Source organism: Ruegeria jejuensis (genome assembly GCF_041537905.1).
GTDB lineage: Bacteria > Pseudomonadota > Alphaproteobacteria > Rhodobacterales > Rhodobacteraceae > Ruegeria_C.
Window position 1 is genome coordinate 47,286 of the sequence record NZ_JBGRUO010000011.1, and the last position, 21,388, is coordinate 68,673.

Annotated in this window: 25 protein-coding genes; 16 read left to right on the plus strand and 9 right to left on the minus strand. The window is 60.6% G+C overall.

What is annotated here, in order from left to right; translation table 11 throughout:
* Positions 1–86 precede the first annotated feature (86 nt).
* From AB1E34_RS13995 to AB1E34_RS14020, 6 genes are all read left to right on the plus strand, one after another.
* Positions 87–425 (plus strand): P-II family nitrogen regulator, encoded by a 339-nt coding sequence (locus AB1E34_RS13995; protein ID WP_372572961.1) that lies wholly within the window; start codon positions 87–89, stop codon positions 423–425.
* Between the two features lie 36 nt (positions 426–461).
* Positions 462–1,868, plus strand: coding sequence for a type I glutamate--ammonia ligase (gene glnA / locus AB1E34_RS14000; protein WP_372572962.1), 1,407 nt, complete (start codon positions 462–464; stop codon positions 1,866–1,868).
* A 111-nt stretch (positions 1,869–1,979) separates the two neighbouring features.
* Complete coding sequence (locus AB1E34_RS14005) at positions 1,980–2,627, plus strand: MSMEG_1061 family FMN-dependent PPOX-type flavoprotein (protein ID WP_372572963.1); 648 nt, start codon at positions 1,980–1,982, stop codon at positions 2,625–2,627.
* 116 nt (positions 2,628–2,743) lie between these two features.
* Positions 2,744–3,583, plus strand: coding sequence for an amino acid ABC transporter substrate-binding protein (locus tag AB1E34_RS14010; protein WP_372572964.1), 840 nt, complete (start codon positions 2,744–2,746; stop codon positions 3,581–3,583).
* Between the two features lie 25 nt (positions 3,584–3,608).
* Complete coding sequence (locus AB1E34_RS14015; protein WP_372572965.1) at positions 3,609–4,406, plus strand: lytic murein transglycosylase; 798 nt, start codon at positions 3,609–3,611, stop codon at positions 4,404–4,406.
* A gap of 198 nt (positions 4,407–4,604) precedes the next feature.
* Complete coding sequence (locus AB1E34_RS14020) at positions 4,605–5,474, plus strand: hypothetical protein (RefSeq protein WP_372572966.1); 870 nt, start codon at positions 4,605–4,607, stop codon at positions 5,472–5,474.
* A 66-nt stretch (positions 5,475–5,540) separates the two neighbouring features.
* Here the strand turns inward: AB1E34_RS14020 and AB1E34_RS14025 are convergent, their stop codons facing one another.
* Positions 5,541–6,272: a heme-dependent oxidative N-demethylase family protein gene (locus AB1E34_RS14025; protein ID WP_372572967.1), complete on the minus strand. Its 732-nt coding sequence runs from the start codon at positions 6,270–6,272 to the stop codon at positions 5,541–5,543.
* A 127-nt stretch (positions 6,273–6,399) separates the two neighbouring features.
* On the opposite strand from AB1E34_RS14025, the gene dddP reads away from it, so the two are divergent.
* Positions 6,400–7,740 (plus strand): dimethylsulfonioproprionate lyase DddP, encoded by a 1,341-nt coding sequence (dddP, locus tag AB1E34_RS14030; protein WP_372572968.1) that lies wholly within the window; start codon positions 6,400–6,402, stop codon positions 7,738–7,740.
* A gap of 11 nt (positions 7,741–7,751) precedes the next feature.
* Here the strand turns inward: dddP and AB1E34_RS14035 are convergent, their stop codons facing one another.
* The 4 genes from AB1E34_RS14035 to AB1E34_RS14050 form a co-directional block, all read right to left on the minus strand.
* Positions 7,752–8,894 (minus strand): 2OG-Fe(II) oxygenase, encoded by a 1,143-nt coding sequence (locus AB1E34_RS14035; RefSeq protein ID WP_372572969.1) that lies wholly within the window; start codon positions 8,892–8,894, stop codon positions 7,752–7,754.
* A 195-nt stretch (positions 8,895–9,089) separates the two neighbouring features.
* A complete protein-coding gene (locus AB1E34_RS14040; protein WP_372572970.1) occupies positions 9,090–9,314 on the minus strand; it encodes a hypothetical protein in 225 nt (74 codons plus the stop codon).
* A 119-nt stretch (positions 9,315–9,433) separates the two neighbouring features.
* Positions 9,434–10,288, minus strand: coding sequence for an SDR family oxidoreductase (locus AB1E34_RS14045; RefSeq protein ID WP_372572971.1), 855 nt, complete (start codon positions 10,286–10,288; stop codon positions 9,434–9,436).
* A 33-nt stretch (positions 10,289–10,321) separates the two neighbouring features.
* Positions 10,322–10,903, minus strand: coding sequence for a TetR/AcrR family transcriptional regulator (locus tag AB1E34_RS14050; protein WP_372572972.1), 582 nt, complete (start codon positions 10,901–10,903; stop codon positions 10,322–10,324).
* A 181-nt stretch (positions 10,904–11,084) separates the two neighbouring features.
* Between AB1E34_RS14050 and AB1E34_RS14055 the strand changes: the two genes are divergently transcribed.
* On the plus strand, positions 11,085–12,302 hold the full coding sequence (locus AB1E34_RS14055) for a bifunctional alpha/beta hydrolase/OsmC family protein (protein ID WP_372572973.1): 1,218 nt from the start codon (positions 11,085–11,087) through the stop codon (positions 12,300–12,302).
* Between the two features lie 131 nt (positions 12,303–12,433).
* Positions 12,434–13,234 carry a family 16 glycosylhydrolase gene (locus tag AB1E34_RS14060; protein WP_372572974.1) on the plus strand — a complete coding sequence of 267 codons (801 nt, stop codon included), beginning with the start codon at positions 12,434–12,436 and terminating at the stop codon, positions 13,232–13,234.
* Positions 13,235–13,306: 72 nt separating this feature from the next.
* Here the strand turns inward: AB1E34_RS14060 and AB1E34_RS14065 are convergent, their stop codons facing one another.
* Both AB1E34_RS14065 and AB1E34_RS14070 read right to left on the minus strand, forming a co-directional pair.
* On the minus strand, positions 13,307–13,627 hold the full coding sequence (locus tag AB1E34_RS14065) for a hypothetical protein (protein ID WP_372572975.1): 321 nt from the start codon (positions 13,625–13,627) through the stop codon (positions 13,307–13,309).
* 10 nt (positions 13,628–13,637) lie between these two features.
* Complete coding sequence (locus AB1E34_RS14070) at positions 13,638–14,201, minus strand: hypothetical protein (protein WP_372572976.1); 564 nt, start codon at positions 14,199–14,201, stop codon at positions 13,638–13,640.
* Between the two features lie 165 nt (positions 14,202–14,366).
* Between AB1E34_RS14070 and AB1E34_RS14075 the strand changes: the two genes are divergently transcribed.
* Positions 14,367–15,203, plus strand: a complete 837-nt coding sequence (locus AB1E34_RS14075) for a glycosyl transferase (RefSeq protein WP_372572977.1) — start codon at positions 14,367–14,369, stop codon at positions 15,201–15,203.
* A 3-nt stretch (positions 15,204–15,206) separates the two neighbouring features.
* On the opposite strand, the gene AB1E34_RS14080 is transcribed toward AB1E34_RS14075, so the two are convergent.
* Entirely contained in the window at positions 15,207–15,635 is a 429-nt protein-coding gene (locus AB1E34_RS14080; RefSeq protein WP_372572978.1) for a DUF6314 family protein, read from the minus strand.
* Complete coding sequence (locus tag AB1E34_RS14085) at positions 15,632–15,964, minus strand: hypothetical protein (protein WP_372572979.1); 333 nt, start codon at positions 15,962–15,964, stop codon at positions 15,632–15,634. Before AB1E34_RS14085 ends, AB1E34_RS14080 begins: the two co-directional genes overlap by 4 nt.
* Before the next feature lie 88 nt (positions 15,965–16,052).
* On the opposite strand from AB1E34_RS14085, the gene purB reads away from it, so the two are divergent.
* From purB to AB1E34_RS14115, 6 genes are all read left to right on the plus strand, one after another.
* On the plus strand, positions 16,053–17,357 hold the full coding sequence (gene purB / locus AB1E34_RS14090) for an adenylosuccinate lyase (RefSeq protein WP_372572980.1): 1,305 nt from the start codon (positions 16,053–16,055) through the stop codon (positions 17,355–17,357).
* A 143-nt stretch (positions 17,358–17,500) separates the two neighbouring features.
* The gene (locus AB1E34_RS14095; protein WP_372572981.1) at positions 17,501–18,274 is read left to right on the plus strand and encodes a class I SAM-dependent methyltransferase; all 774 of its coding nucleotides are present in this window, start codon (positions 17,501–17,503) and stop codon (positions 18,272–18,274) included.
* A 108-nt stretch (positions 18,275–18,382) separates the two neighbouring features.
* On the plus strand, positions 18,383–18,547 hold the full coding sequence (locus tag AB1E34_RS14100) for a hypothetical protein (protein ID WP_372572982.1): 165 nt from the start codon (positions 18,383–18,385) through the stop codon (positions 18,545–18,547).
* Positions 18,548–18,653: 106 nt separating this feature from the next.
* Positions 18,654–19,199 (plus strand): tetratricopeptide repeat protein, encoded by a 546-nt coding sequence (locus AB1E34_RS14105; protein ID WP_372572983.1) that lies wholly within the window; start codon positions 18,654–18,656, stop codon positions 19,197–19,199.
* 69 nt (positions 19,200–19,268) lie between these two features.
* A complete protein-coding gene (locus tag AB1E34_RS14110; RefSeq protein ID WP_372572984.1) occupies positions 19,269–20,366 on the plus strand; it encodes a flagellar motor switch protein FliG in 1,098 nt (365 codons plus the stop codon).
* Between the two features lie 105 nt (positions 20,367–20,471).
* Complete coding sequence (locus tag AB1E34_RS14115) at positions 20,472–21,386, plus strand: lysophospholipid acyltransferase family protein (RefSeq protein ID WP_372572985.1); 915 nt, start codon at positions 20,472–20,474, stop codon at positions 21,384–21,386.
* The last annotated feature ends 2 nt before the right edge of the window (positions 21,387–21,388 follow it).

Genomic DNA, 21,388 nt, shown 5'->3' on the forward strand with positions numbered 1-21,388 from the left:
GGCAGTCCCGGCGCCACTATCGGATTGTGGCTCTTATTCAGACATGATCTGAGCCGGACTGACAAGATTTCAGGGAGGCTCCGCCAATGAAAAAGATCGAGGCCATCATCAAGCCTTTCAAACTCGATGAGGTGAAGGAAGCGCTGCAGGATGTCGGCGTTCAGGGCCTGAGCGTGATCGAGGTCAAGGGCTTTGGCCGCCAGAAAGGGCATACCGAGCTCTATCGCGGCGCAGAATACGTCGTGGATTTCCTGCCCAAGGTCAAAATCGACGTGGTTCTGGACGACGATCAGGTCGATGCCGCCATCGAGGCCATCGTGGGTGCCGCAAAGACCGACAAGATCGGCGACGGCAAGATTTTTGTCAGCCCTGTCGAGCAAGCCATTCGCATCCGCACCGGCGAGACCGGTTCGGACGCACTGTAACCCAACACATACCTTCCAATCAGAGGACCCAACAGAATGAGCAAAGACACAGTTCTTCAGCTGATCCGGGACGAGGATGCCGAATATGTCGACATCCGTTTCACCGACCCGCGCGGCAAGCTGCAGCATGTGACCATCATGGCCGATCAGGTCGACGAAGACTTTCTGGAAGAAGGCTTCATGTTTGATGGCTCGTCCATCGCGGGTTGGAAGTCGATCGAAGCCTCCGACATGAAGCTGATGCCCGACACCGAAAGCGCCTATGTCGATCCGTTCTACGCGGAAAAGACTGTCTGCGTGCATTGCTCGGTCGTCGAACCCGACACCGGCGAAGCTTATGAGCGTGACCCGCGCGGCACCGCACAGAAGGCCGAGGCCTATCTGAAAGCCTCCGGCATCGGCGATGCGGCTTATATGGGCCCCGAGGCCGAGTTCTTCCTGTTCGACGATGTGCGCTTTTCGAACTCGATCAACAAAGTGTCCTATGAGGTCGACGCCACGGATGCGTCCTGGAACACCGACACCGAGTATGAGATGGGCAATATGGGCCATCGTCCCGGCGTCAAGGGCGGCTATTTCCCGGTCAACCCGGTCGATGAAAGCCAGGATCTGCGCTCGGAAATGCTCAGCACGATGAAGCGTCTGGGCATGAAGGTCGACAAGCACCACCACGAAGTGGCGTCCTGTCAGCACGAGTTGGGTCTGATCTTTGACAGCCTGACCAAACAGGCCGACGAGCTGCAGAAATACAAATACGTGATCCACAACGTGGCGCATGCCTATGGCAAATCGGCGACCTTCATGCCGAAGCCGATTGCGGGTGACAACGGCACCGGCATGCATGTGAACATGTCGATCTGGAAGGACGGCAAGCCGCTCTTTGCGGGCGACAAATACGCCGATCTGTCGGATGAGGCCCTGTGGTATATCGGCGGTGTTCTGAAACACGCCAAGACCCTGAACGCCTTCACCAACCCCTCGACCAACAGCTACAAGCGCCTGATCCCGGGCTTCGAAGCCCCTGTTCTGCGCGCCTATTCGGCGCGTAACCGCTCGGGCTGCGTGCGTATCCCATGGACCGAAAGCCCGAAAGCCAAGCGCGTCGAGGCCCGCTTCCCCGATCCGGCCGCAAACCCCTATCTGGCGTTTGCTGCCCTGCTGATGGCCGGTCTGGACGGCATCAAGAACAAGATCGATCCAGGCGAAGCGATGGACAAGAACCTTTACGATCTGCCCGCCGAGGAACTGGCCGGTATCCCGACCGTCTGCGGCAGCCTGCGCGAAGCGCTGGAAGCTCTGGCCTCCGATCACGACTTCCTGCTGCAGGGCGACGTGTTCACCAAGGACCAGATCGAAGGCTATATCGAGCTGAAGATGGAAGAGGTCGAAACCTACGAGCACACTCCGCACCCGGTTGAATACGGCATGTATTACAGCTGCTGATCGCAAGATCGCGGAACAGACTTTGGGCACCCCTTGCGGGTGCCCTTTTTTGTTGCCTTGGCGCGATGCTGCGCCCAGTCTTGCATTGGCACAGCCAGGCCGGAGGTCCAGATGCCCGATACCGCAGACCCCTTTGGAGCGTTCACCGATATCATTTCCTCGGTCGAGGAACTTGAAGAGCTTGCCGGTCCGCCCCTGCCCCAGATCGTAGCCAAGGAGATAGACGAGCTGGACGAGATCTGCCGGGATTTCATCGCGACCTCTCCCTTTTGCGTCATGGCGACCGCATCGCCTGCGGGCCATGTCGACCTGTCGCCGCGTGGCGATCCGCCCGGATTTGTCACCTGCATCACCCCCAACCTGCTGGCCATTCCCGACCGGCCCGGCAACCGGCGCATGGATACGTTCCACAACCTGTTGGGTGACGCGCGCATCGGCCTGCTGTTCCTGATTCCGGGCCGGGGCGAGACATTGCGGGTACGCGGTCAGGCACGGCTCTGTCGTGATCCGCGTTTGCTAGAGACCATGGCAGTGAACGCGCGGGTGCCGAAGATGGCGCTTCTGGTGCAGGTGCAGACCGCTTTCATGCATTGCCCCAAATGCGTGATGCGCTCGCGGCTCTGGCAGCCCGAGGACTGGCCCGACACGTCGGGGCTGGCCGACATGAACCAGGCGATGGTGAAACACGCCCATGTGGCAATGTCGCCCGAAGACTGGTTCCAGACCCTGTTGGAGCACGGAGAGTTGGACCTGTATTGAGTCCAACCCCAAGCGCGGCGCAGGAAGGCACCTCTTTGGCCCCTGCGCGCATTTTCTCTTTAGGGTTGCCGTTACGCCCGCTATCGTCCAGCCCAAGTAACCAGATTGGATGATTGATGCGATTTCTTCTCACAAGCCTTGCCCTCGCCACCACATTGGCAACCGCCGCCCCGGCCCAGACGCTGGACCGTATCCGCGAGACCGGGCAGTTCAATATCGGCTTTCGCGCCGACGCCGTCCCGCTGTCTTACATCAACACCGAAGAGCAGCCCGCAGGCTATTCCGTACTGATCTGCGACCGGATTGCGCAAAGCCTGGCCAACGAGCTGGAAATCGACAATCTCAACGCAACATTTGTTTCGGTCGATACCGAGGACAGGTTCGACAAGATCGCCAGCGGCGAGATCGACATTCTGTGCGGTGCGGCCACAATCACCCTTGAGCGGCGCGAAGAGGTCGATTTCTCGATCCCCACATATGTGGACGGCACCGCGCTGCTCCTGCCCAAGGAGGGCGGTGAGAACCTGAGCGATCTGGCTGGCAAAAAGGTTGGCATGCGCGGCGCAACCACAACCGAAACTGCGGTACGCAACAGTTTCGAACAGGCGGGGATTGAGGCTGAAATGGTGCCTTTCGTCTCTCATCAGGATGGGTTCAAGGCGATGGTTGACGGCGAGATCGATGCCTATTTCGCCGATCAGAGCATCATGCTTGTCAGTTTTGCAGGCGGCAAGATGCAGGACAATTTCAAGATGTCCGACCAGATTCTGACCATTGAGAAACACGGGCTGGCGCTGACCCGCGGCGATACCGAATTCCGCCTGTTTGTGGATCAGGTGATCTCGGGACTTTATGAGGACGGTTCGATGGAGAAGTTCTTTGAAACCACCCTTCCCGGGGTTGAACCCGGTGGCGCCCTTCAGGCGCTGCACATCATCGCGCCGACCCTGCCCTGATCCACATACAAGAAGCGAGCCTGCCATGCGATCCCTGCCATGCCTTGCCCTGATCCTGTCTCTTGCCGCACCGCTGGGGGCGCATGCCGCCAGTTGCGGCAATACAAGCGCCGGGTTTGAGGCCTGGAAACAGGATTTCGACAAGCAGGCCCGCAAGGCAGGCGTCAAGAAAAAGGGACGGCAGGCGCTGGCGGGTGCGCAATATGCCAATCGCACCATCGCCGCCGACCGCAATCAGAAAAGCTTCAAATACACGCTCGACAAGTTCATGCGAATCCGCGGGGCCGATACGATCGTGGCGCAGGGACGCAAGCGCAAGGCGCGCAACCCCGACTTCTACGCCGCGCTGGAGCGGCAATATGGCGTGCCCAGCGGCGTCTTGCTAGCCATTCACGGGATGGAGACGGGGTTTGGCAATTTCATGGGCGACAGTCAGGTTGTCTCGGCCATCGTGACGCTGGCCTATGATTGCCGCCGCTCGGAGTTTTTCATCCCCCATGCCATCGGCGCGCTGAGACTGGTCGATCAGGGCGCGATCACCCCCGCCACTCTGGGGGCCAAACATGGCGAGTTGGGCCATACGCAGTTTCTGCCGGGCAACGCAATGATCTATGGGGTCGATGCGACCGGCGACGGACGGGTCGATTTTTACAACTTGACAGACGCGCTGGCCTCGACCGCCAACTTTTTGCGCCAAAAAGGCTGGAAACCGGGCAAGGGCTATCAGCCCGGAGAGCCCAATTTTGCGGTGATAAAGCAGTGGAACGCGGCCACGGTCTATCAGCAGTCGATCGCCATAATGGGCGCACGCATTGACGGCTGAGCGCCGCAACGCCGCCACAAGATTGCCACATTGCCCTCATGAAGGGGCATAATCACCATAAAATGAAAGGGTTTCCGAATTGGCATCAATCCGCCGATATCCGCCGGACTGCCTCGAATCTGGCAATCGCGGTCACAGTTTCTCCCTCTTCGCCTCTTACCTTGGTTGCTGAACACAATTTCGTGGAGGGTTGTAACAGTGACGGATACGGGCAGGTATCACGGTGGACTGGTAATCCAGGGCTATGAGGATGGCGCGCTTGACCGATTTGGTCAGATCGCCTCGGCAACTCTGGAAGATCACGGTCATAGGGTCGAACGGCAGACATTGGTGAACGCGCATGAGGCGCGCATCGTCACCAGCCAATATCTGGTCAAGCTGACCTATGACCGCGTGGCGGGCCTGAACTCCAAGGATCAGGGTGAAGCCGCGCAGGGCAAGTCCCGTCTCTACATCACCCTCACACCGGTCTCGGCAGAGCTTGCCGATCAGGACATGTCCGAGCTGATCCTGGTCGTGATGCTGTACCGGATGGTGGATCTTGCAACGACCGAGTCGATCGAATGGCTTGACTCGGATGTCTCATTAACCGTCGAGCAGTTCATGGGAGCCTTCGCAAATATCTCCCCAAAGCGGGTGGGCGACCGCAAACAAATCATCGCCAACAAAGGCGAGCGGTTCGCCCCCATCGAAGAAGAGGTCGCAGACCTGACGACCCATTACGACTATGTTTCGGCCCAGACCCCGCATTGCGGCAGGCTGGGGCTGGTAGAGCTTTCCGAGGAAGAGGCGCTTGCGCTGACATTCCGGACCGAGCCCCTGCCCGCCGAGCTGGAGGCCATCGCGCTGGAAGATCAGCCCGAAAGCGACATCCGGCGGCTGACCAGCTGGAGCATGACCGGCTGCCTTTACTTCGTCTCGGCCCCGGTCGCGGTGTCGATGGCGGCGGTCAACCTGATCAAGGGTGAGGATTTCAGGCTCAACACCCATGTGCTGGCCCTGACCAGCTCGATAATGATCTACAAGAATACTGGCATGATCGACAGCGTAACATCCTTCTTTTTGTGATGTAGTCTCTCTCTCACCGTCTCTCTCGTGCCTGTAAGATCGCCCCGTTCTCCGAGCGGGGCGATCTTACGTTTGCGCGACGTCGGCGCGGGCCAGAACATATGTGTGGATCGAAAAGACCACCGCACCGGTCTGCGGCAGGCGCAGGATGCATTGCCGTTCGCTGCGCAGGTAGTCCGCCGCCATGGCCTCGGGGGTCTCGCGACGCGCCGCCGCGCTGCGGGGCTGGTGCAGTTCCGGGTCCGCGTACCAAAGCGCGTTGAATCGCCAGAGCGGGCGCTCTGGCTGCACCCCGTCAAACAGGCGCTGCACGCGTTTGGCGATGCCACCATCATACGACGCAACCGGTTCGTGGATGCCAACCAAGGGGCGCAGGTATTTCTCGGCCAGCAGCCAGCTTGCCGGAAAACACAGCACCGCGCCGGTCAGCACATGTTCCTCGCCCTGTTTCTGCAACAGGCACAGATCCTCCTGCACCAAGCGGCCCAGCGTGCCCATTGGGTCGGAACGGTCGATGGTGACATTCACTCCATCGGGGCGCGTCACATGCGCGCCTGCCCCCGGATAGGCAAGGCTTAGCACCAGATCGAGCAGTTCTTCAGCCGCCAGGCGTGCGGCCTCATCCAGCGCCAGCACCTCGGCGCGGCGGTCTGCCAGCAACTCCTCGCGCCACGCCATCTGCCCGGCAAAGACCTCGTCACGGATCAGCCAGTCCTGCATGCGCAAGGGCGCGATACCCGGCAAGGGCCGGGGCACCAGTGGATCATAGGGAAGGCTGCGCTGAAGAAGACCCGTCATGACAGGGCCTTAGCACTCCCTGCCCTCTCTGTCGGCCCAAAAACGACATGTGCTCAGGTCGCAATCGACCGGCATCGGGGCGCAAAACTGCGCTCAACTGGTCTCAGCAAAAAGGGGGAGAGCCACCGTGAACACGCATTACCGGGACAGCCGCAAGATTGACCCCACGCGCGGCGCAACGCTGGGGGACGGCACGCCGAACGACATGGACCGGATCGAGATCGGCCCGACGCAGCTTGCCTTTGCGGAATGGGAGACCGCAGGGCTGCACCTGCCCAACCTGGAGCGCATGCGAGAATATCGCTGGAAACGGTTGACCCAGCACATCGTTGATCGCGGCTATGCCGGGCTGTTGATGTTTGATCCGCTCAACATCCGCTATGCCACTGACAGTACCAACATGCAGCTCTGGAACACCCATAACCCGTTTCGCGCGGTGCTGGTATGTGCCGACGGCCATATGGTGATCTGGGACTACAAAAACTCGCCTTTCCTGAGCAGATTCAACCCGCTGGTGCGCGAACAGCGCTCGGGCGCGGACCTGTTTTATTTCGACCGGGGCGACAAGGTGGATGTGGCAGCGGATGTATTCTCGAACGAGGTACGCATTCTGCTCGCCGAACATGCGCCGGGCAATATGCGGCTGGCGGTGGATAAAGTGATGCTGCACGGGCTTCGGGCGCTAGAGGCGCAGGGCTTTGAGATCATGGAGGGCGAAGAGGTCACCGAAAAGTCGCGCTCGGTCAAAGGCCCTGACGAAATCCTTGCCATGCGCTGCGCCAGCCACGCCTGCGAAACCGCAGTGCAGGCAATGGAGGATTTCGCGCGCGCCAATGTGGGCGATGGCGTGACCTGCGAAGATGATATCTGGGCAATTTTGCACGCCGAGAACATCCGGCGCGGCGGCGAATGGATCGAAACCCGCCTGCTGTCCTCGGGCCAGCGCACCAATCCGTGGTTCCAGGAATGCGGGCCGCGCGTCACGCAGAAGAACGAGATCATCGCCTTTGACACCGATCTGGTCGGCTCTTACGGGATCTGCGTCGATATCAGCCGCACCTGGTGGGTCGGGGACAAGCCACCGCGCCCCGATATGATCTATGCCATGCAGCACGCCCACGAACATATCATGACCAATATGGAGATGCTCAAACCCGGCGTGATGATCCCGGACCTGTCAGCCAATTCACACCGGCTTGATGATTGCTTCCAGACGCAAAAATACGGCGCGCTGATGCATGGGGTCGGTCTGTGCGATGAATGGCCGCTGGTCGCCTATCCCGACAAGGCGGTGCCCGGCGCTTATGAGTATGCGCTGGAACCGGGCATGGTGCTCTGTGTCGAAGCCTTGGTGAGCGAGGTCGGTGGTGATTTCTCGATCAAGCTCGAAGATCAGGTCCTGATCACCGAGGACGGCTATGAGAACCTGACCACCTACCCGTTCGATCCCGCCCTGATGGGCGGCTGAAACAGATGCACTCAGCCCGCGGGGCTGGGCGCAGTATCCCTGTAGTTCCCGACCTCCTCACTGAGGTATTTATTGTTCCGCTCGCGGATTTCTGCGGCCGCATCATCATAGAGGAAGGGCAGGAAGGCATATCTTCTGCCGCGCGTGACCTTTGACACCGCATGTAACAGCGAACAGGAAAAGATGACCGCCCCGCCGGGAGGCGCCTTGAAGCTGCGGGTTCCGTATTCCGGGAACGAGACCTCGCCGCCATCAAAATCGGCATTGAGATTGATCGAGACCGCAAAGCGGCGATGCGCGGTGCCTTTGGTCGTGTTGTCGCGATGGGGCCTGAAATGCCCGCCATCTTCTGCCGAGTAGCAGGAGACGATGTATCGCTCCATGCGGGTGACGTGGAACTGATGGATCTTGGCAATCTCCGGCACGACCCGACGATTGACCCGGCCTTGCAATTCCTTGATCAGGGCGTTGTCCTCGATCTGGAAATCCCGCCGGCTTTTGTGCTTGCGGTCAATCTTGGCCACGGTCTTGCCGCCCTCATCCCGCATGAACCCTGTCTCGATCCCGCCATCTGCCTCGTAGAGGCTGATCAACCGGTCGCAAAGCTCTGCCTCGAAGACATTCGGCAGGACGATAATCGGCGCCTGAAGCTCCAGCCCGGAAAATCTCACCGGCGGCGGCAAGGCATCCAGATAGGCCGTCAATTCAGCAATATCGCTCTGGTCCGTCTTGAAGGTGATCAGCTTCATGACCCGCATGGTAGGATCGATCACAACCCAGAGTCGCCGTATCTCTGGCGCCGGAGGCAGTTCGGTGGCATCCTTGTCCACCACACCGTAGCGCCGACTGACGCTCAGATCGAGGTCGAGGAAAAAGCGGTAGCCGGGATATTGCTCCGTCAGTTGCGCAGGATCGTCGTCTGTGGGGTCGATTGTGACACCAAAAAAGCTGGCAAACGTGTCGTCGAAAAGATCCTTGCGCTCGAACATCGCCTGCAATGCAGCCTGACCATGCGGGTCGCTGGCACTGCAAAAGAAGCACAGCACAAGATATCGGCCAGCAGCCGAATTGAACACGAATTGCGGGTTCTGGAAGGAACGTTGAACAAAGTCCGGGGCAACATCCCCAGGAAGTAAGTTTAAATATGTCGCCATCTCAAATACCGTGCGTTGAACACTGTCCCAAGTCTAAGTCACCGCCCCGTTTCGGGCAACATTCCTGTCAGCGCGGCCCGTCACGACCGGATCAGTTGGGCAGAACGCAACACTCGACTCGCGGAATTCCGGCAATATGGCCTTGCTTCCGCAGGCGGAGCGGCGGGCAAGTCCGGCCCCTGCCCGCCGCAGCGCTCACCGGGTCTCAGACCAGGTTGAGCGTTTCACATTGCCGTGCCAGTCTTCTGCCGGTGGCAGAGTCCGTGCGGTGTCGGACTCGGGTTCAAATCCGTCCGGCGCGCCGCCATTGATCCCGGCGCCAAGCGCGATGCCAAGGCCCAGGGCGAGGACGGACCACAAGAAGGTCCTGCCCCGTTCCACGCCGAGGCCGGTGTTTTTGTGAGCAATCATATCGTGCATATCCATATCTCCTCATCTGATCATGAGATGAACAGAAGATAGGAGCGGATTGATCGTCACAAAAACGAATTAATGTTTGCCAACGCATCACAAACCATGATGTTTCAGGTTAACCCGGTCTATAACCCCAGAAAATCCTGCATCACTTTCGCCTGCAGTTTCCGGCCATCAGGATCGGCTTGGGTCTTGATGCGGCACAGGTCTTCGGCCCAGTCCGACGTCCGGGCGCGGATCGGCGGGGTTTCAGCTTCCATGCAGCGCAGCACAACCTCCGCCACCTCATCGGCGGTCTGATAGGCAGTATCGCCACGCGCCTGCGAGCCGCCGATATAGCTCTGCAGGATGGGCAGGTATTCATCCTCAAGCATGCCACCGGTCTCGTTGACCTGTTTCAGTACCGAATTGGCGAACTCGGTCTGGATGCCGCCCGGCTCGACCACGGTAAAGTTGATCCCGAAATGCGGCGTGACATAGCTGGCCAGCGCCTCGGTATAGCCTTCGACGGCGAATTTGGCCGCGCAGTAGATCTCGTTGAAAGGCTGACCCACCAGCCCGCCAACCGAGCCGATATTGATGACATGGCCGCAGCGGGCCGCGCGCATATGCGGAAGGGCCGCCTTGGTACAGCGCACAACGCCGGTGAAGTTCACATCCAGCACCCATTGCACATCCGCCATCTCGGCCTGTTCGGTCGAGCGGACATAGCCCGCGCCCGCGTTATTAATCAGCACATCGATCCGCCCCTCGGTCGCGATGATCTGCGCCACCGCAGCTGCCACGCTGGCATCGTCCTGAACGTCCAGTTGCAGGCAGGCGACGGAGACACCGGCCTGGGTCACAGCCGCGTCCAGCCCCGCGCGCTTGTCCAGATTGCGCATGCTGGCATAAACCTTGTGCCCGGCTCGCGCCGCCTGCACGGCAAGGCTGACACCCAAACCGGTTGAGGCCCCCGTTATCAGGATTACTTTACCCATATTTTCATACCCTTATATATCGAAGCTCATGTTTCACTGACCGTCAGCGCAGATCGACCGCCAGACCCGGTCATAGGTCAGGTCGATCTCACCTTGGGTCGGGTGTTCGTTCGTCATCAGCGCCATGCGCGCCAGGTGCATTGCAGGCGCGACCAGCAAGACGGTCACAGTCCGCACCGGCAGAGGCGCAAGGGTTCCATCGTCAATGGCAGCTTGCAGCATGGCGCGAATCTCGTCCTGCATATGCGCGATCGAGTTGCTTTGCTCCGGGCTCAGTATCTGCGCCGCACCGGCATATTCCACAAACAGGAAGGCCTGCGGGTTGGCGCGGACATAGTCGAACATGTCCAGCCACATGCGGCGGATCATGGCGCGCGAGGTTGGCTCCTGTTGGGCGGCCACCATGATGGCGTGGAACTCTGTCTTGATTTCGAGATAGAGCGCCTGCAGCATCTGCTCCTTGCTGTCGAAATGCAGGTAGAGCGTTCCGGGCGCGACCTTTGCGCGTTTGGCCACGGCCGCCATCGAAACCGCGCCAATCCCCTTTTCCGCCACTTCCTGCAACAGGGCGGTGCGAATGGCGCTGCGAATCTGGGTTTTACTGGGTCGGGGCATAGGGTCATGTATTTGAGAAATGAATATTCATTTCTGAATAATGCCTACCAACTGCGCATACAAGACCGGCGACTCCTCTGGGCGGGTTAACGCCAATGCACGGTGCCGTGAACAGACGGCTTGCCTCTTGGAATCTGGCCGCCTCAACGCCAGTCTCTGATGGAAAGCGAGAGGATCACCCATGCCCACTGAACGCATCACATTTGCCGGTCATGACGACAGCCAGCTTGCCGCGCGGCTTGATCTGCCGGACGGGCCGGTCCTGGCCACCGCGCTTTTTGCCCATTGCTTCACCTGCTCCAAGGACATCCCGGCAGCGCGGCGCATCGCGGCGCGGCTGGCAATGATGGGGATCGCGGTGCTGCGGTTCGACTTCACCGGGCTAGGCCATTCGGCGGGTGAATTCGAAAACACCAGCTTCACCTCGAATGTGCAGGATCTGGTGGCTGCCGCGCAGTATCTTGTTGGCCGCAACATGGCTCCGGCGCTGCTTATCGGCCATTCGCTGGGCGGTGCGGCGGTGCTGCGGGCGCGGGCGGGCATCCCCTCGGTCAAGGGTGTGGTGACGTTGGGCGCGCCTGCTGATCCGGGCCATGTCTCGCACCATTTCGAGGCGGCCTTGCCGCAGATCGAGGCCGAGGGCGTGGCCGATGTCACCCTTGGCGGGCGGCCCTTCCGGATCGGCAGGCAATTTGTCGAGGATATCGCGCAGGCCCAGTTGGAACCCGCCATTGCCGAGTTGAACGCCGCGCTTCTGGTGCTGCACGCGCCGCTGGATGATACCGTCAGCATCGACAATGCCGCGCAGATCTTTTTGGCCGCCAAACACCCCAAAAGCTTTGTGACGCTGGACGATGCCGATCACCTGATCACCCGCCAGAGTGATGCCGATTATGCCGGTGAGGTTATCGCCGCCTGGGCCGCGCGCTATGTCAACCTGTCGCCACCCGCCCCGCCACCGGGCGCACCCGAAGGCGTTGTGCGGGTGACCGAGGCCGACGCTTCAGGCTTCCGGCAGGATGTGCAATCAGGCCCGGACCATCACGCCGTTGCGGATGAGCCTGCCTCTTATGGTGGCACCAATAGCGGCATGTCGCCTTATGGCTTTGTGTCTGCCGGTCTGGGCGCCTGCACCTCGATGACGATCCGCATGTATGCGCGCCGCAAAGGCTGGCCGCTTGAGGGGGTCAGCGTCGATACCTTCCACAACAAAGTCCACGCCCAGGACGCCGAGGCCGCAACCCGTGGCAAGGTCGACGAGTTCCGCCGCATCATCCGGCTTGACGGCCCGCTGAACGCCGAACAGCGCGCCAAACTGCTGGAGATCGCCGACAAATGCCCGGTGCATCGGACACTTGAGGGCTCCTCACATGTGGTGACCGAGCTGGTGGCCGGTTAGCGCATAAACTTGCAGTTCGATAAGGGCGCAGACCCGACGTGTATTTAGGCCTATATAATGGGCGATGTAGATTGGCATCCTCATGGGTGCAGAACCAGTTATATTGTAATGTTCAAATGGGATGCGTTTCCATGCTTTTATCCAAGTCTTTCTCGAATGTGACCGTAGGCCTGTTTGCCCTGGTCAGCCCGCTCGCTGCTGATACAACATCAAATCAGGCCGAAACGCTGGATTCGGGGTTCATTTCCTACGGGGATGATCTGAATTCTGACAGGTGGTACATCTCTAAATACAACAACGAGGCTTCGTGGCTCGATACGGTCTGGAGCCGCGACGCGGTGGAGTACGATCCGAAGGATGGCGCGCTTGTGCTATCGCTTTCGCCCGCGCCCGCCAGCACCGGAAAATCCTTTCAGGGCGGCGAGGTACAGCTGCGTCAGCAGACCTCCTTCGGTCGCTATGAGGTGATCATGACAGCTGCCCCAGGGGACGGAGTCGTGTCGTCCTTTTTCACCTATACGGGCCCGCATTTCGAGACACCGCATGATGAAATCGACTTTGAGTTTCTGGGGCGAGACACATCCGAGGTCTGGTTGACCGCCTTCGTTGAGGGCGAAAAGAAACCCGGTCAGGCGGTCGATCTTGAATTTGACGCCACAGAGGGGCCGCATCTTTATGCGTTTGATTGGCAACCCGACAGCCTGACCTGGTATGTGGACGGACAGGAACTGCTGCATGTGACCGCTGAAGACGCTCCGATCCCGTCCCTTCCCCAAAAAATATTCATCAACATCTGGGTTGGTGGCGAGGGACAACAAGACTGGACCGGCGCGGCGCCGAAAAACACAATGAGCACCGCGCGCTATTACTGTATCTCCTACCGCCCGGCGGGTGCAGATACGCCGCAATGCTCGGACTGGTCACCGCAGTGAGGTGATCGCCACGCTTCGCACATTTGTTCAGGCCCCAGCGGAGCGCATTGCCAAACTTTTTGCGGCCGACGCCTAACGCCGCCCGCCGCGCGCGGGCATCGGGCGCGCCACCGGCGGGCGGTGCACCGGCGGACGGGCGACCGGGGGTCGGGCCACGGGCGGTCGGGCAACCGGAGGCCGGGCGATTGGTGGCTTGGCGATCGGTGGCTCAGGCCGGACCGGAGGGTCGGGCCGATCAGGGCGGTCCGGCTCGTCAGGCGGGCGCGGGTAGCCGTAGTAATAGTCATTCCACAGCATCGAATCATAATAACCGCCGGTGCCGGCACCGACATAAACACCGTCGCAACCCGCCAGACCAAGAAGCCCAAGAGCAAGAACAAGCTTTTTCAACATCTTACCCTCCTTACCTGATCGCCCGGAACGAGCTGTAGATCGCATTCACATCATTGACCAATTCCGGGTTCGCCCCGTTCTCGATCACCGCAAGCGAGATCGCGACCCGGTTGGTCGGCAGATCGATCAGCAATGCAGTGAAACTGACCGCGCGCCCGTCGCGCCGTCCGGTTCCGGTAATGCGATTGGCGGGCAACCCGCCCAGCCTGATCGAGGTGCGCCCGGTGACCTCGGGATCAGAGACCAGCGATTTGCCGATGCCCGACAGATAATCTGCGGCCTGATCCAGCGTGCTGATACCGTTGGGCGACAGAAACCCCACCCAGACGCCCTTATCGGCCACCGGCTCCAGCCCGATGACCCGGTTGATCAGCCGCGCCTCGCCGGTTTCAGGCGCGGTGATGGCTCGGGGGCCACCAGCGCGCACCTGCCAGAAATCCGGTGCGCTCAGCCGGAACAGGGCCTGCCCGTCGCTTTCATAGGTCAAGGGCATGTCCGCAAGCGCGGCACCGGGCAGCCCCGCAATAAGCGCGGCACATACAGCGCGGCGCAGAAGCGTTTTGGCAGGTCGCATGAAACTCACTTTCATTGATCGGTCAGGGCGATCATTGACCGTCAAGCGCAACCTGTAAATGCTTAATATCGCTGGAAACAGCCCAATATGGCGCAAGGCCCTCACCGCCTCGCGCCCCATCTTTCGTTCTTGCTGAAAGGCTGAGTGGCTGCTAGCCCTGCCCTCATGGACAAGCAGATCGTATGTATCAACTGGGGCACGAAATACGGCGCGCCCTATATCAATCGTCTCTATGAGATGGTGCGCGCCAATATCAAGCCACCTTTCCGTTTTGTCGCCTTCACCGACACGCGCGAAGGGGTTCATCCCGACATTGTCTGCTTTGATCTGCCCGAAATGCCGGGTTTCATGCCCGAACGCACCATCGGTCAATGGCCGAAATCACGCCTCTGGGCGCCTGAGTTGGGCGATTTGAAGGGGCCGTTCCTGTTCCTCGATCTGGATGTGGTCATCACCGGGTCGCTGGACCCGTTTTTCGAGTTCGGCTCGGAAGAGGATGTCGTCCTCGCCCGCAACATCACCAAGCCGCTGCACAAGCTGGGACAGACCTCGATCTATCGCATGCCCGTGGGGGCGTTGGCACCTCTGCAGGCGCAATTTGCCGCCGACCCTCAAGCCGTTGCGGATAAATACCGTTTTGAGCAGCATTTCGTCACCAAGAACGCGCCAAACGGGATCAAGTTCTGGCCCGGCGGCTGGGTGCGCCATTTCCGGATCGAGTGCATCCCGACCTTCCCGCTGAACTATTTCAAACCCTCGCGCCCGCCCAAAGGCACGCGCGTGGTGATCTTTGCAGGCTCGCTCAACCCCCCGGACGCCATTGCCGGGCGCTACCACCCCAGATACGAGTTCCTGCCGCCCTGGCAGCACATCAAGCGATCGCTGAAATCGCACCGAAAGCTGCGATACCTGCGCCAGTTCATGTGGCCTGCGGATTGGGTCAAGGATATCTGGGACAAGGCCGATCGCGCCTGGCAAAGCGCGCTTGAGACCAGGAAATAGCACTTAGTCGCTCTGCCGCTCATACCGGCTTTTCATGACATAAGATTTGCGCGGCCCCGAGACGGTCCAGACCACCGACCAGCGGGGCCAGTCGCTGAAATCATATGCCGCGTCGTAGCTGTCGGGCGGGCAATCATGATGGTCACGCGGGCTGTCCTGCCCCAGCGCCAGATGGTGAAAGAAGCGCCCGTCCTCAAACCGGATGTCGATGCCGCCCTGCCCCTGCTGCCAGAGATAGCGCCGCGTGGCCTGCATCGGTGCCTGCCCGGGCACCTGCAGGCGCAGCGCCTCGTCATAGATCAGCGCATCATCCTTCCAGACCAGCGAGGCAGTGCCTTCGGCGCTCAGCACCTGCCCGGCCTTGGCATCAGTGATCTCGCGCGTGATGCGCCAGTTCCCGGCGAACGCATCAAGGCTTTGCGGCAGCGTCATTCCACATAGGTCCCGTCGGTCAGGTCGCCGCCCGCGCCGATGAAGCGGATCACATCGCCCTTTTGTTCGATATTGTAGCAGGCCCAGATATCGGAGGGCGGCCAGACCGAGCAATATTGATCCCCCCGCACCGCCCATGTGCCAGTGCTGGGACCGTTTGAGAAATAGTGTGTCTGCATCGACGACTCGAATGTCTGCGTCGCCCCACCCTCATAGGCCAGCTTGCGGTCTGTCAGGGCGGCCAGAATGTCATCTCCGCTCAGTATGCGGAACTCTTCCGCCGCCAAACTGCCCGGCACCAGCGCCAAAATCAGGGCAAACCGCCTCATATCCACTCTCCTGCCTTGTCCGCACGCGATCACGGGTCTATGACCCGCCCCGTATCCGCATGCCAATCACAAAAAGGTGCCGCTGCCAATGATCCCTCGTTATTCCCGTCCCGATATGGTCGCCATCTGGTCGCCCGAGACCAAGTTCCGCATCTGGTACGAGATCGAGGCGCATGCCTGCGATGCGATGGCCGATCTGGGCGTGATCCCGCGCGAAAACGCCGAGGCGGTCTGGAAGGCCAAGGATGTCGAGTTCGACGTGGCCCGCATTGACGAGATCGAGGCGGTGACCAAACATGACGTGATCGCCTTTCTGACCCATCTGGCCGAACATGTGGGCAGCGACGAGGCGCGGTTTGTGCATCAGGGTATGACCTCTTCGGACGTGCTGGACACCTGTTTCAACGTCCAGTTGACCCGCGCTGCCGATATCCTGATCGAGGATATGAAAGGGTTGCTCGCCGCCCTGAAACGCCGCGCCCATGAACACAAAGACACGGTGCGCATCGGGCGCAGCCACGGCATCCACGCCGAACCCACGACCATGGGGCTGACCTTCGCCCGCTTCTATGCCGAGATGGACCGCAACCTGAACCGGCTGGAAAAGGCCCGTTACGAGATCGCCACCGGCGCGATCAGTGGCGCGGTCGGGACCTTTGCCAATATCGACCCAGCCGTCGAGGAACATGTCTGCGCCAAGCTGGGGCTGGAGCCCGAGCCGATCAGCACACAGGTGATCCCGCGCGACCGCCACGCGGCGTTCTTTGCCGCGCTTGGCGTGGTCGCCTCATCTATCGAAAACGTGGCCACCGAAATCCGCCACATGCAGCGCACCGAGGTGCTGGAGGCCGAAGAGTTCTTCTCGAAAGGCCAAAAGGGCTCGTCAGCCATGCCGCATAAACGTAATCCGGTACTGACCGAGAACCTGACCGGTCTGGCCCGTCTGGTGCGCATGGCCGTTGTTCCGGCGATGGAAAACGTGGCGCTCTGGCATGAACGCGACATCTCGCACAGCTCGGTCGAGCGCAATATCGGCCCGGATGCCACCATCACGCTCGATTTCGCGCTGGCGCGCCTGACCTCGGTGATCGACAAGCTGGTGGTTTATCCTGACAACATGATCGCCAACATGAACAAGTTCCGCGGTCTGGTGATGAGTCAGCGCGTGCTGCTGGCGCTGACCCAGGCGGGTGTCAGCCGCGAGGACGCCTATAAGCTGGTGCAGCGCAACGCGATGAAGGTCTGGGAAGAAGGCAAGGACTTCAAGACCGAACTGCTGGGCGACGCGGATGTGACAGCGGCGCTAAGCCCCGACGAGATCGAAGAGAAATTCGATCTGGGCTACCATACCAAACATGTCGACACGATCTTCAAGCGGGTCTTCAAGGACTAGAACGTATCGCGCCGGGTGGAACCTGTTCCTGACCCGGCGCGTGCCATGTCCCTGCAAGTTTCATTGCCCCGATCTTAAACCTTCTTCATAAGCCTGCGCGCCGCTTGCGAATGGGCATGGCCCCTCCATGTGGGACGCAACACATGAATCAAGAAGGGGCCGACGCCATGGCGTATTACAACACCAACACAGACGCATATCTGAACACCGAGGTTCGGGCCGCGGACCAGCACGACCGTGACCTGTTCGCTACCCATACCCTGCTGCAAACAATCGGCGATCCAACGGGCAAGACCGTGATCGACCTGTGCTGCGGCGACGGGCGGCTGGGCTGGAAGCTGCTTGAGATGGGGGCGAAATCGGTGATCGGTGTCGATATCTCACGCGAGATGCTGAAACGTGCGGGTGATCAGCGCAAAGTGCTGCCGCTGCATATGCGCGAGCGCATTCGCTTTGTTCAGGCGGATCTGCGGAAATCGACACTGAAGCTGCCGCAAGCAGATATCGTGACCGGGCTTTATGTGCTGCACTATGCCGACTCGCCCGAGGCCATCGGCGGCATGGGGAGGTTCATCGCGCGCCATATGAAACCGGACGCGACCTGCGCGATGGTGACGCTGAACCCAGATATTGACCCGAACCGGGATCATTCCGCCGCGCAGGCAGAAGAAGGGGTTCATATCACGTTCAGCGACGGCCCCGAAAGCCACATGCGTATCGGCGAATTCAGCTGTCCGATCTGGCGCTGGACCCGCGACGTGCTGGAACCGAATCTGGCAGATGCCGGTTTGCAGAACTTTGATTGGCAGGCTTGCGACCTGCCCTATTCGCGCCCCGACCTTCGCACGCGCTATGCTGAATGGCTGCGCAACCCGCAATGCGTCGTGTTCTCGGCGCAACCTACCCCCGTGGCCTGAGCCCGCCGTGTCACCGCCAATACCGGCGGTGACCATTGCGCCCGCGACAGATCGCCCAAAAGATGTTATGGTCGCCTTGTAACTCCGATACAGGGAAGGAGCGCGACCATGAAACTCCGGATCATCGTGACCGCAACCGTGCTGGGCCTTGCGCCCGGACTGGCATTGGCGATGGGCTGCAACTATGGCCACGACCAGCAAACCCAATCCTGTGCGCCCGGAACAGTCTGGGACGGCGACAGCCAAAGCTGCGCTCCTATTGTAAACAGCTGACAGAAACCTCACCTTAGTTTGAAGCGCCGGGATCGATTCTGGTGCTTCTCTTTTGATGAAATGCACTACCTTGGTTCCAAGTTGATTTGTTAATGGGAGTCTCCCGATGCGTATCCTTCTCGCCGTGGCGCTTGCGCTGCCCACTTATGTCGCCATGCCCCATGCCGGATTGGCGGCAGGCAGCGGCTCAAACCCGCCCAAGCCCACCAACACCACTCGCAAATGTCTGTTTGGTCGCGTCTGGGATAAGAATGCAGGCCGGTGCCTGAAGCCGAACAAGACCAATTTCAGCGATGACGCGCTATATGACGCGGTGCGTGAGTTGGCCTATGACGGGCAGTATGGGAACGCGCAGATCGCCCTCTCCGAGATGCGCGATCAGGAGGATGACCGGGTCCTGACCTATTGGGGCTTCACCTATCGCAAGATGGGCGAGATCGAACTGGCCAACATGTTCTATGAACAGGCCATCGAGGCCAATCCCGACAATCTGCTGGCGCGCAGCTATATGGCGCAGGGCTTTGTCGAAGAAGGCAAAACCGATCTGGCCGTCGCTCAATGGCGCGAGATCAAGGCGCGCGGCGGCGAAGGCAGCTGGGCCGAGGTTTCGCTGCGCGATGCGATCCGCACCGGGCTGACCTACAGCTACTGAGTTTCAGGGTTTCTTTACGCCCCCTGACCTATCCTGTCCGTGACAGACCTCAATGGATGACGCGGACAGATGCAGCACGATACCGCCTTGATGCCGCTTGGCATGACCCCTGTGGAAACCGGCGCAACGGAAGTGCCGCCCGACAAGCGGGTGCCGCGCCGGTTGGACGGGCGCGAAAAGGCCGCCGTGATCGTGCGGCTTTTGCTGACCGAAGGGGCCGATATCCCGATCGAGGACCTGCCTGAGGATCTGCAGGAGATCCTGACCCATCAGATGGCGGGCATGGGGCTGATCGACCGGTTGACGCTGGATGCGGTCGCGCATGAATTTGTCGAGGCGCTTGAAGGCGTCGGCCTGTCCTTCCCGCATGGTATCGCGGATGCGCTCACCGCGATGGATGGCAAGATCACCCCCGGCACCGCTGCGCGCCTGCGCCGCGCTGCGGGTGTGCAGCAGACCGGCGATCCCTGGCCGAATCTGCGCAAGCTCGATGCGGCGGAACTGGCCGGTTTCGCCCAGAGCGAAAGCACCGAAGTTGCGGCCGTGCTGCTGTCAAAGCTCGACACGCCCAAGGCCGCCGAGTTGCTGGGCCTGCTGCCCGGCCCGGTGGCGCGCAGGATCACCTACGCGATTTCGCGCACCACCCATATCTCGCCCGACGCGGTGGACCGGATCGGGCGCGCGTTGCTGGCCCAGTCCCAGACACGCCCGCCTACCGCCTTCGAAGACCGGCCCGAAAAGCGCGTTGGGGAAATACTCAATCAGTCGCCATCCACCACCCGCGATCAGATGCTGACCGCGCTGGACGAAGAGGATGCCGATTTCGCCACCTCCGTGCGCAAGGTTCTGTTCACCTTTGCCGATATCGCCCGACGTATCGCGCCCAAGGATGCCACCACCGTGGCCCGCGCGGTCGAGCAGGACGTGCTGGTGACCGCATTGGTGGCAGCCAGTGAGCCCGACGATGTCGCCACCGCGGAATTTCTGCTCAGCAACATGACCAGCCGCATGGCTGACGCCCTGCGCGAGGAGATGGCCGAGAAAGGCAAGGTCAAACAGGCCGCCGGAGAGCAGGCAATGACAACCATCGTTGCGGCCATCCGCACGCTGGAACAGGAGGGCGGCCTGACGCTTCTGTCGCTTGACGAGGAAGAGGAGGACGGCTGAACACACTTGCCGGGCCGCGCCGGGGCCATGTTCGTGACGCTTGTGATCGCGGGTGCGGGTCTATATGTCTGGCCGAACACCAGAAACAGGCAATGAGACGGCAAGATGCCCGCAGAAAAGTCGGAACTGAGCAAATCCAAACTGGCCGGGTACTATGTCGCGAATCTGTTCCTGCAGGCGATGATCGCAGGCCTGCGGCGGCTGCCCTATGAAACCAGATTGGCGGCAATGGGGCGCATCACGCGGGCGGTCTCGCCACTGGTGGGCTTTCGCAAGCGGGTTGAAAACAATCTCAATCTGGTCTGCCCGGACCTGCCCGAAGCAGAGGTCAAGCGCATCTGCGGCGCCGTGCCCGACAATGCCGGGCGCGCCATCATGGAACATTTCTCGCCCGAGGACTTCACCAAACGCCAGCAAAACGCCAAGGTCAGCGGCCCCGGCATCGCCGCCTTCGAGGCCGCGCTGGCCGAGGGCAAGCCGGTGATGATGATCACCGCCCATTTCGGCCATTACCTGGCGGCGCGGATCGCGCTGCAGACCCGCAGCGGCAAGCCCATCGGCTGCCTTTATCGCCGCATGGCCAACCCCTATTTCAATGACGCCTATGTAGATGCCTTCCTGCGCACTGGCGAGCCGATGTTCGAACAGGGTCGCCGCGGCATGATGGAAATGGTGCGCTCGCTGAAAAAGGGAGGCATCATCGCCATCGTTTCAGACCTGCACGCCCATGGTGGCGAGGAGCTGATGTTCTTTGGTAAACCCGCCGTCACCTCGGTGCTGAACGCTGAACTGGCGATAAAATACAAGGCGGTGATGATCCCCTGTTATGCCATCCGCCAGCCCAACGGCGCGGATTTCGAGATCGTGCTGAACGAGCCGGTTCCACATTCCGACCCCAAAACCATGACCCAATACATCAATGATGATCTTGAGGCACAGGTGCGCCAGCATATGGGTCAGTGGTTCTGGATTCACCGCCGCTGGAAGCCCTGGTACGGGCTGGGCGTGCAGGACGCCTGAAC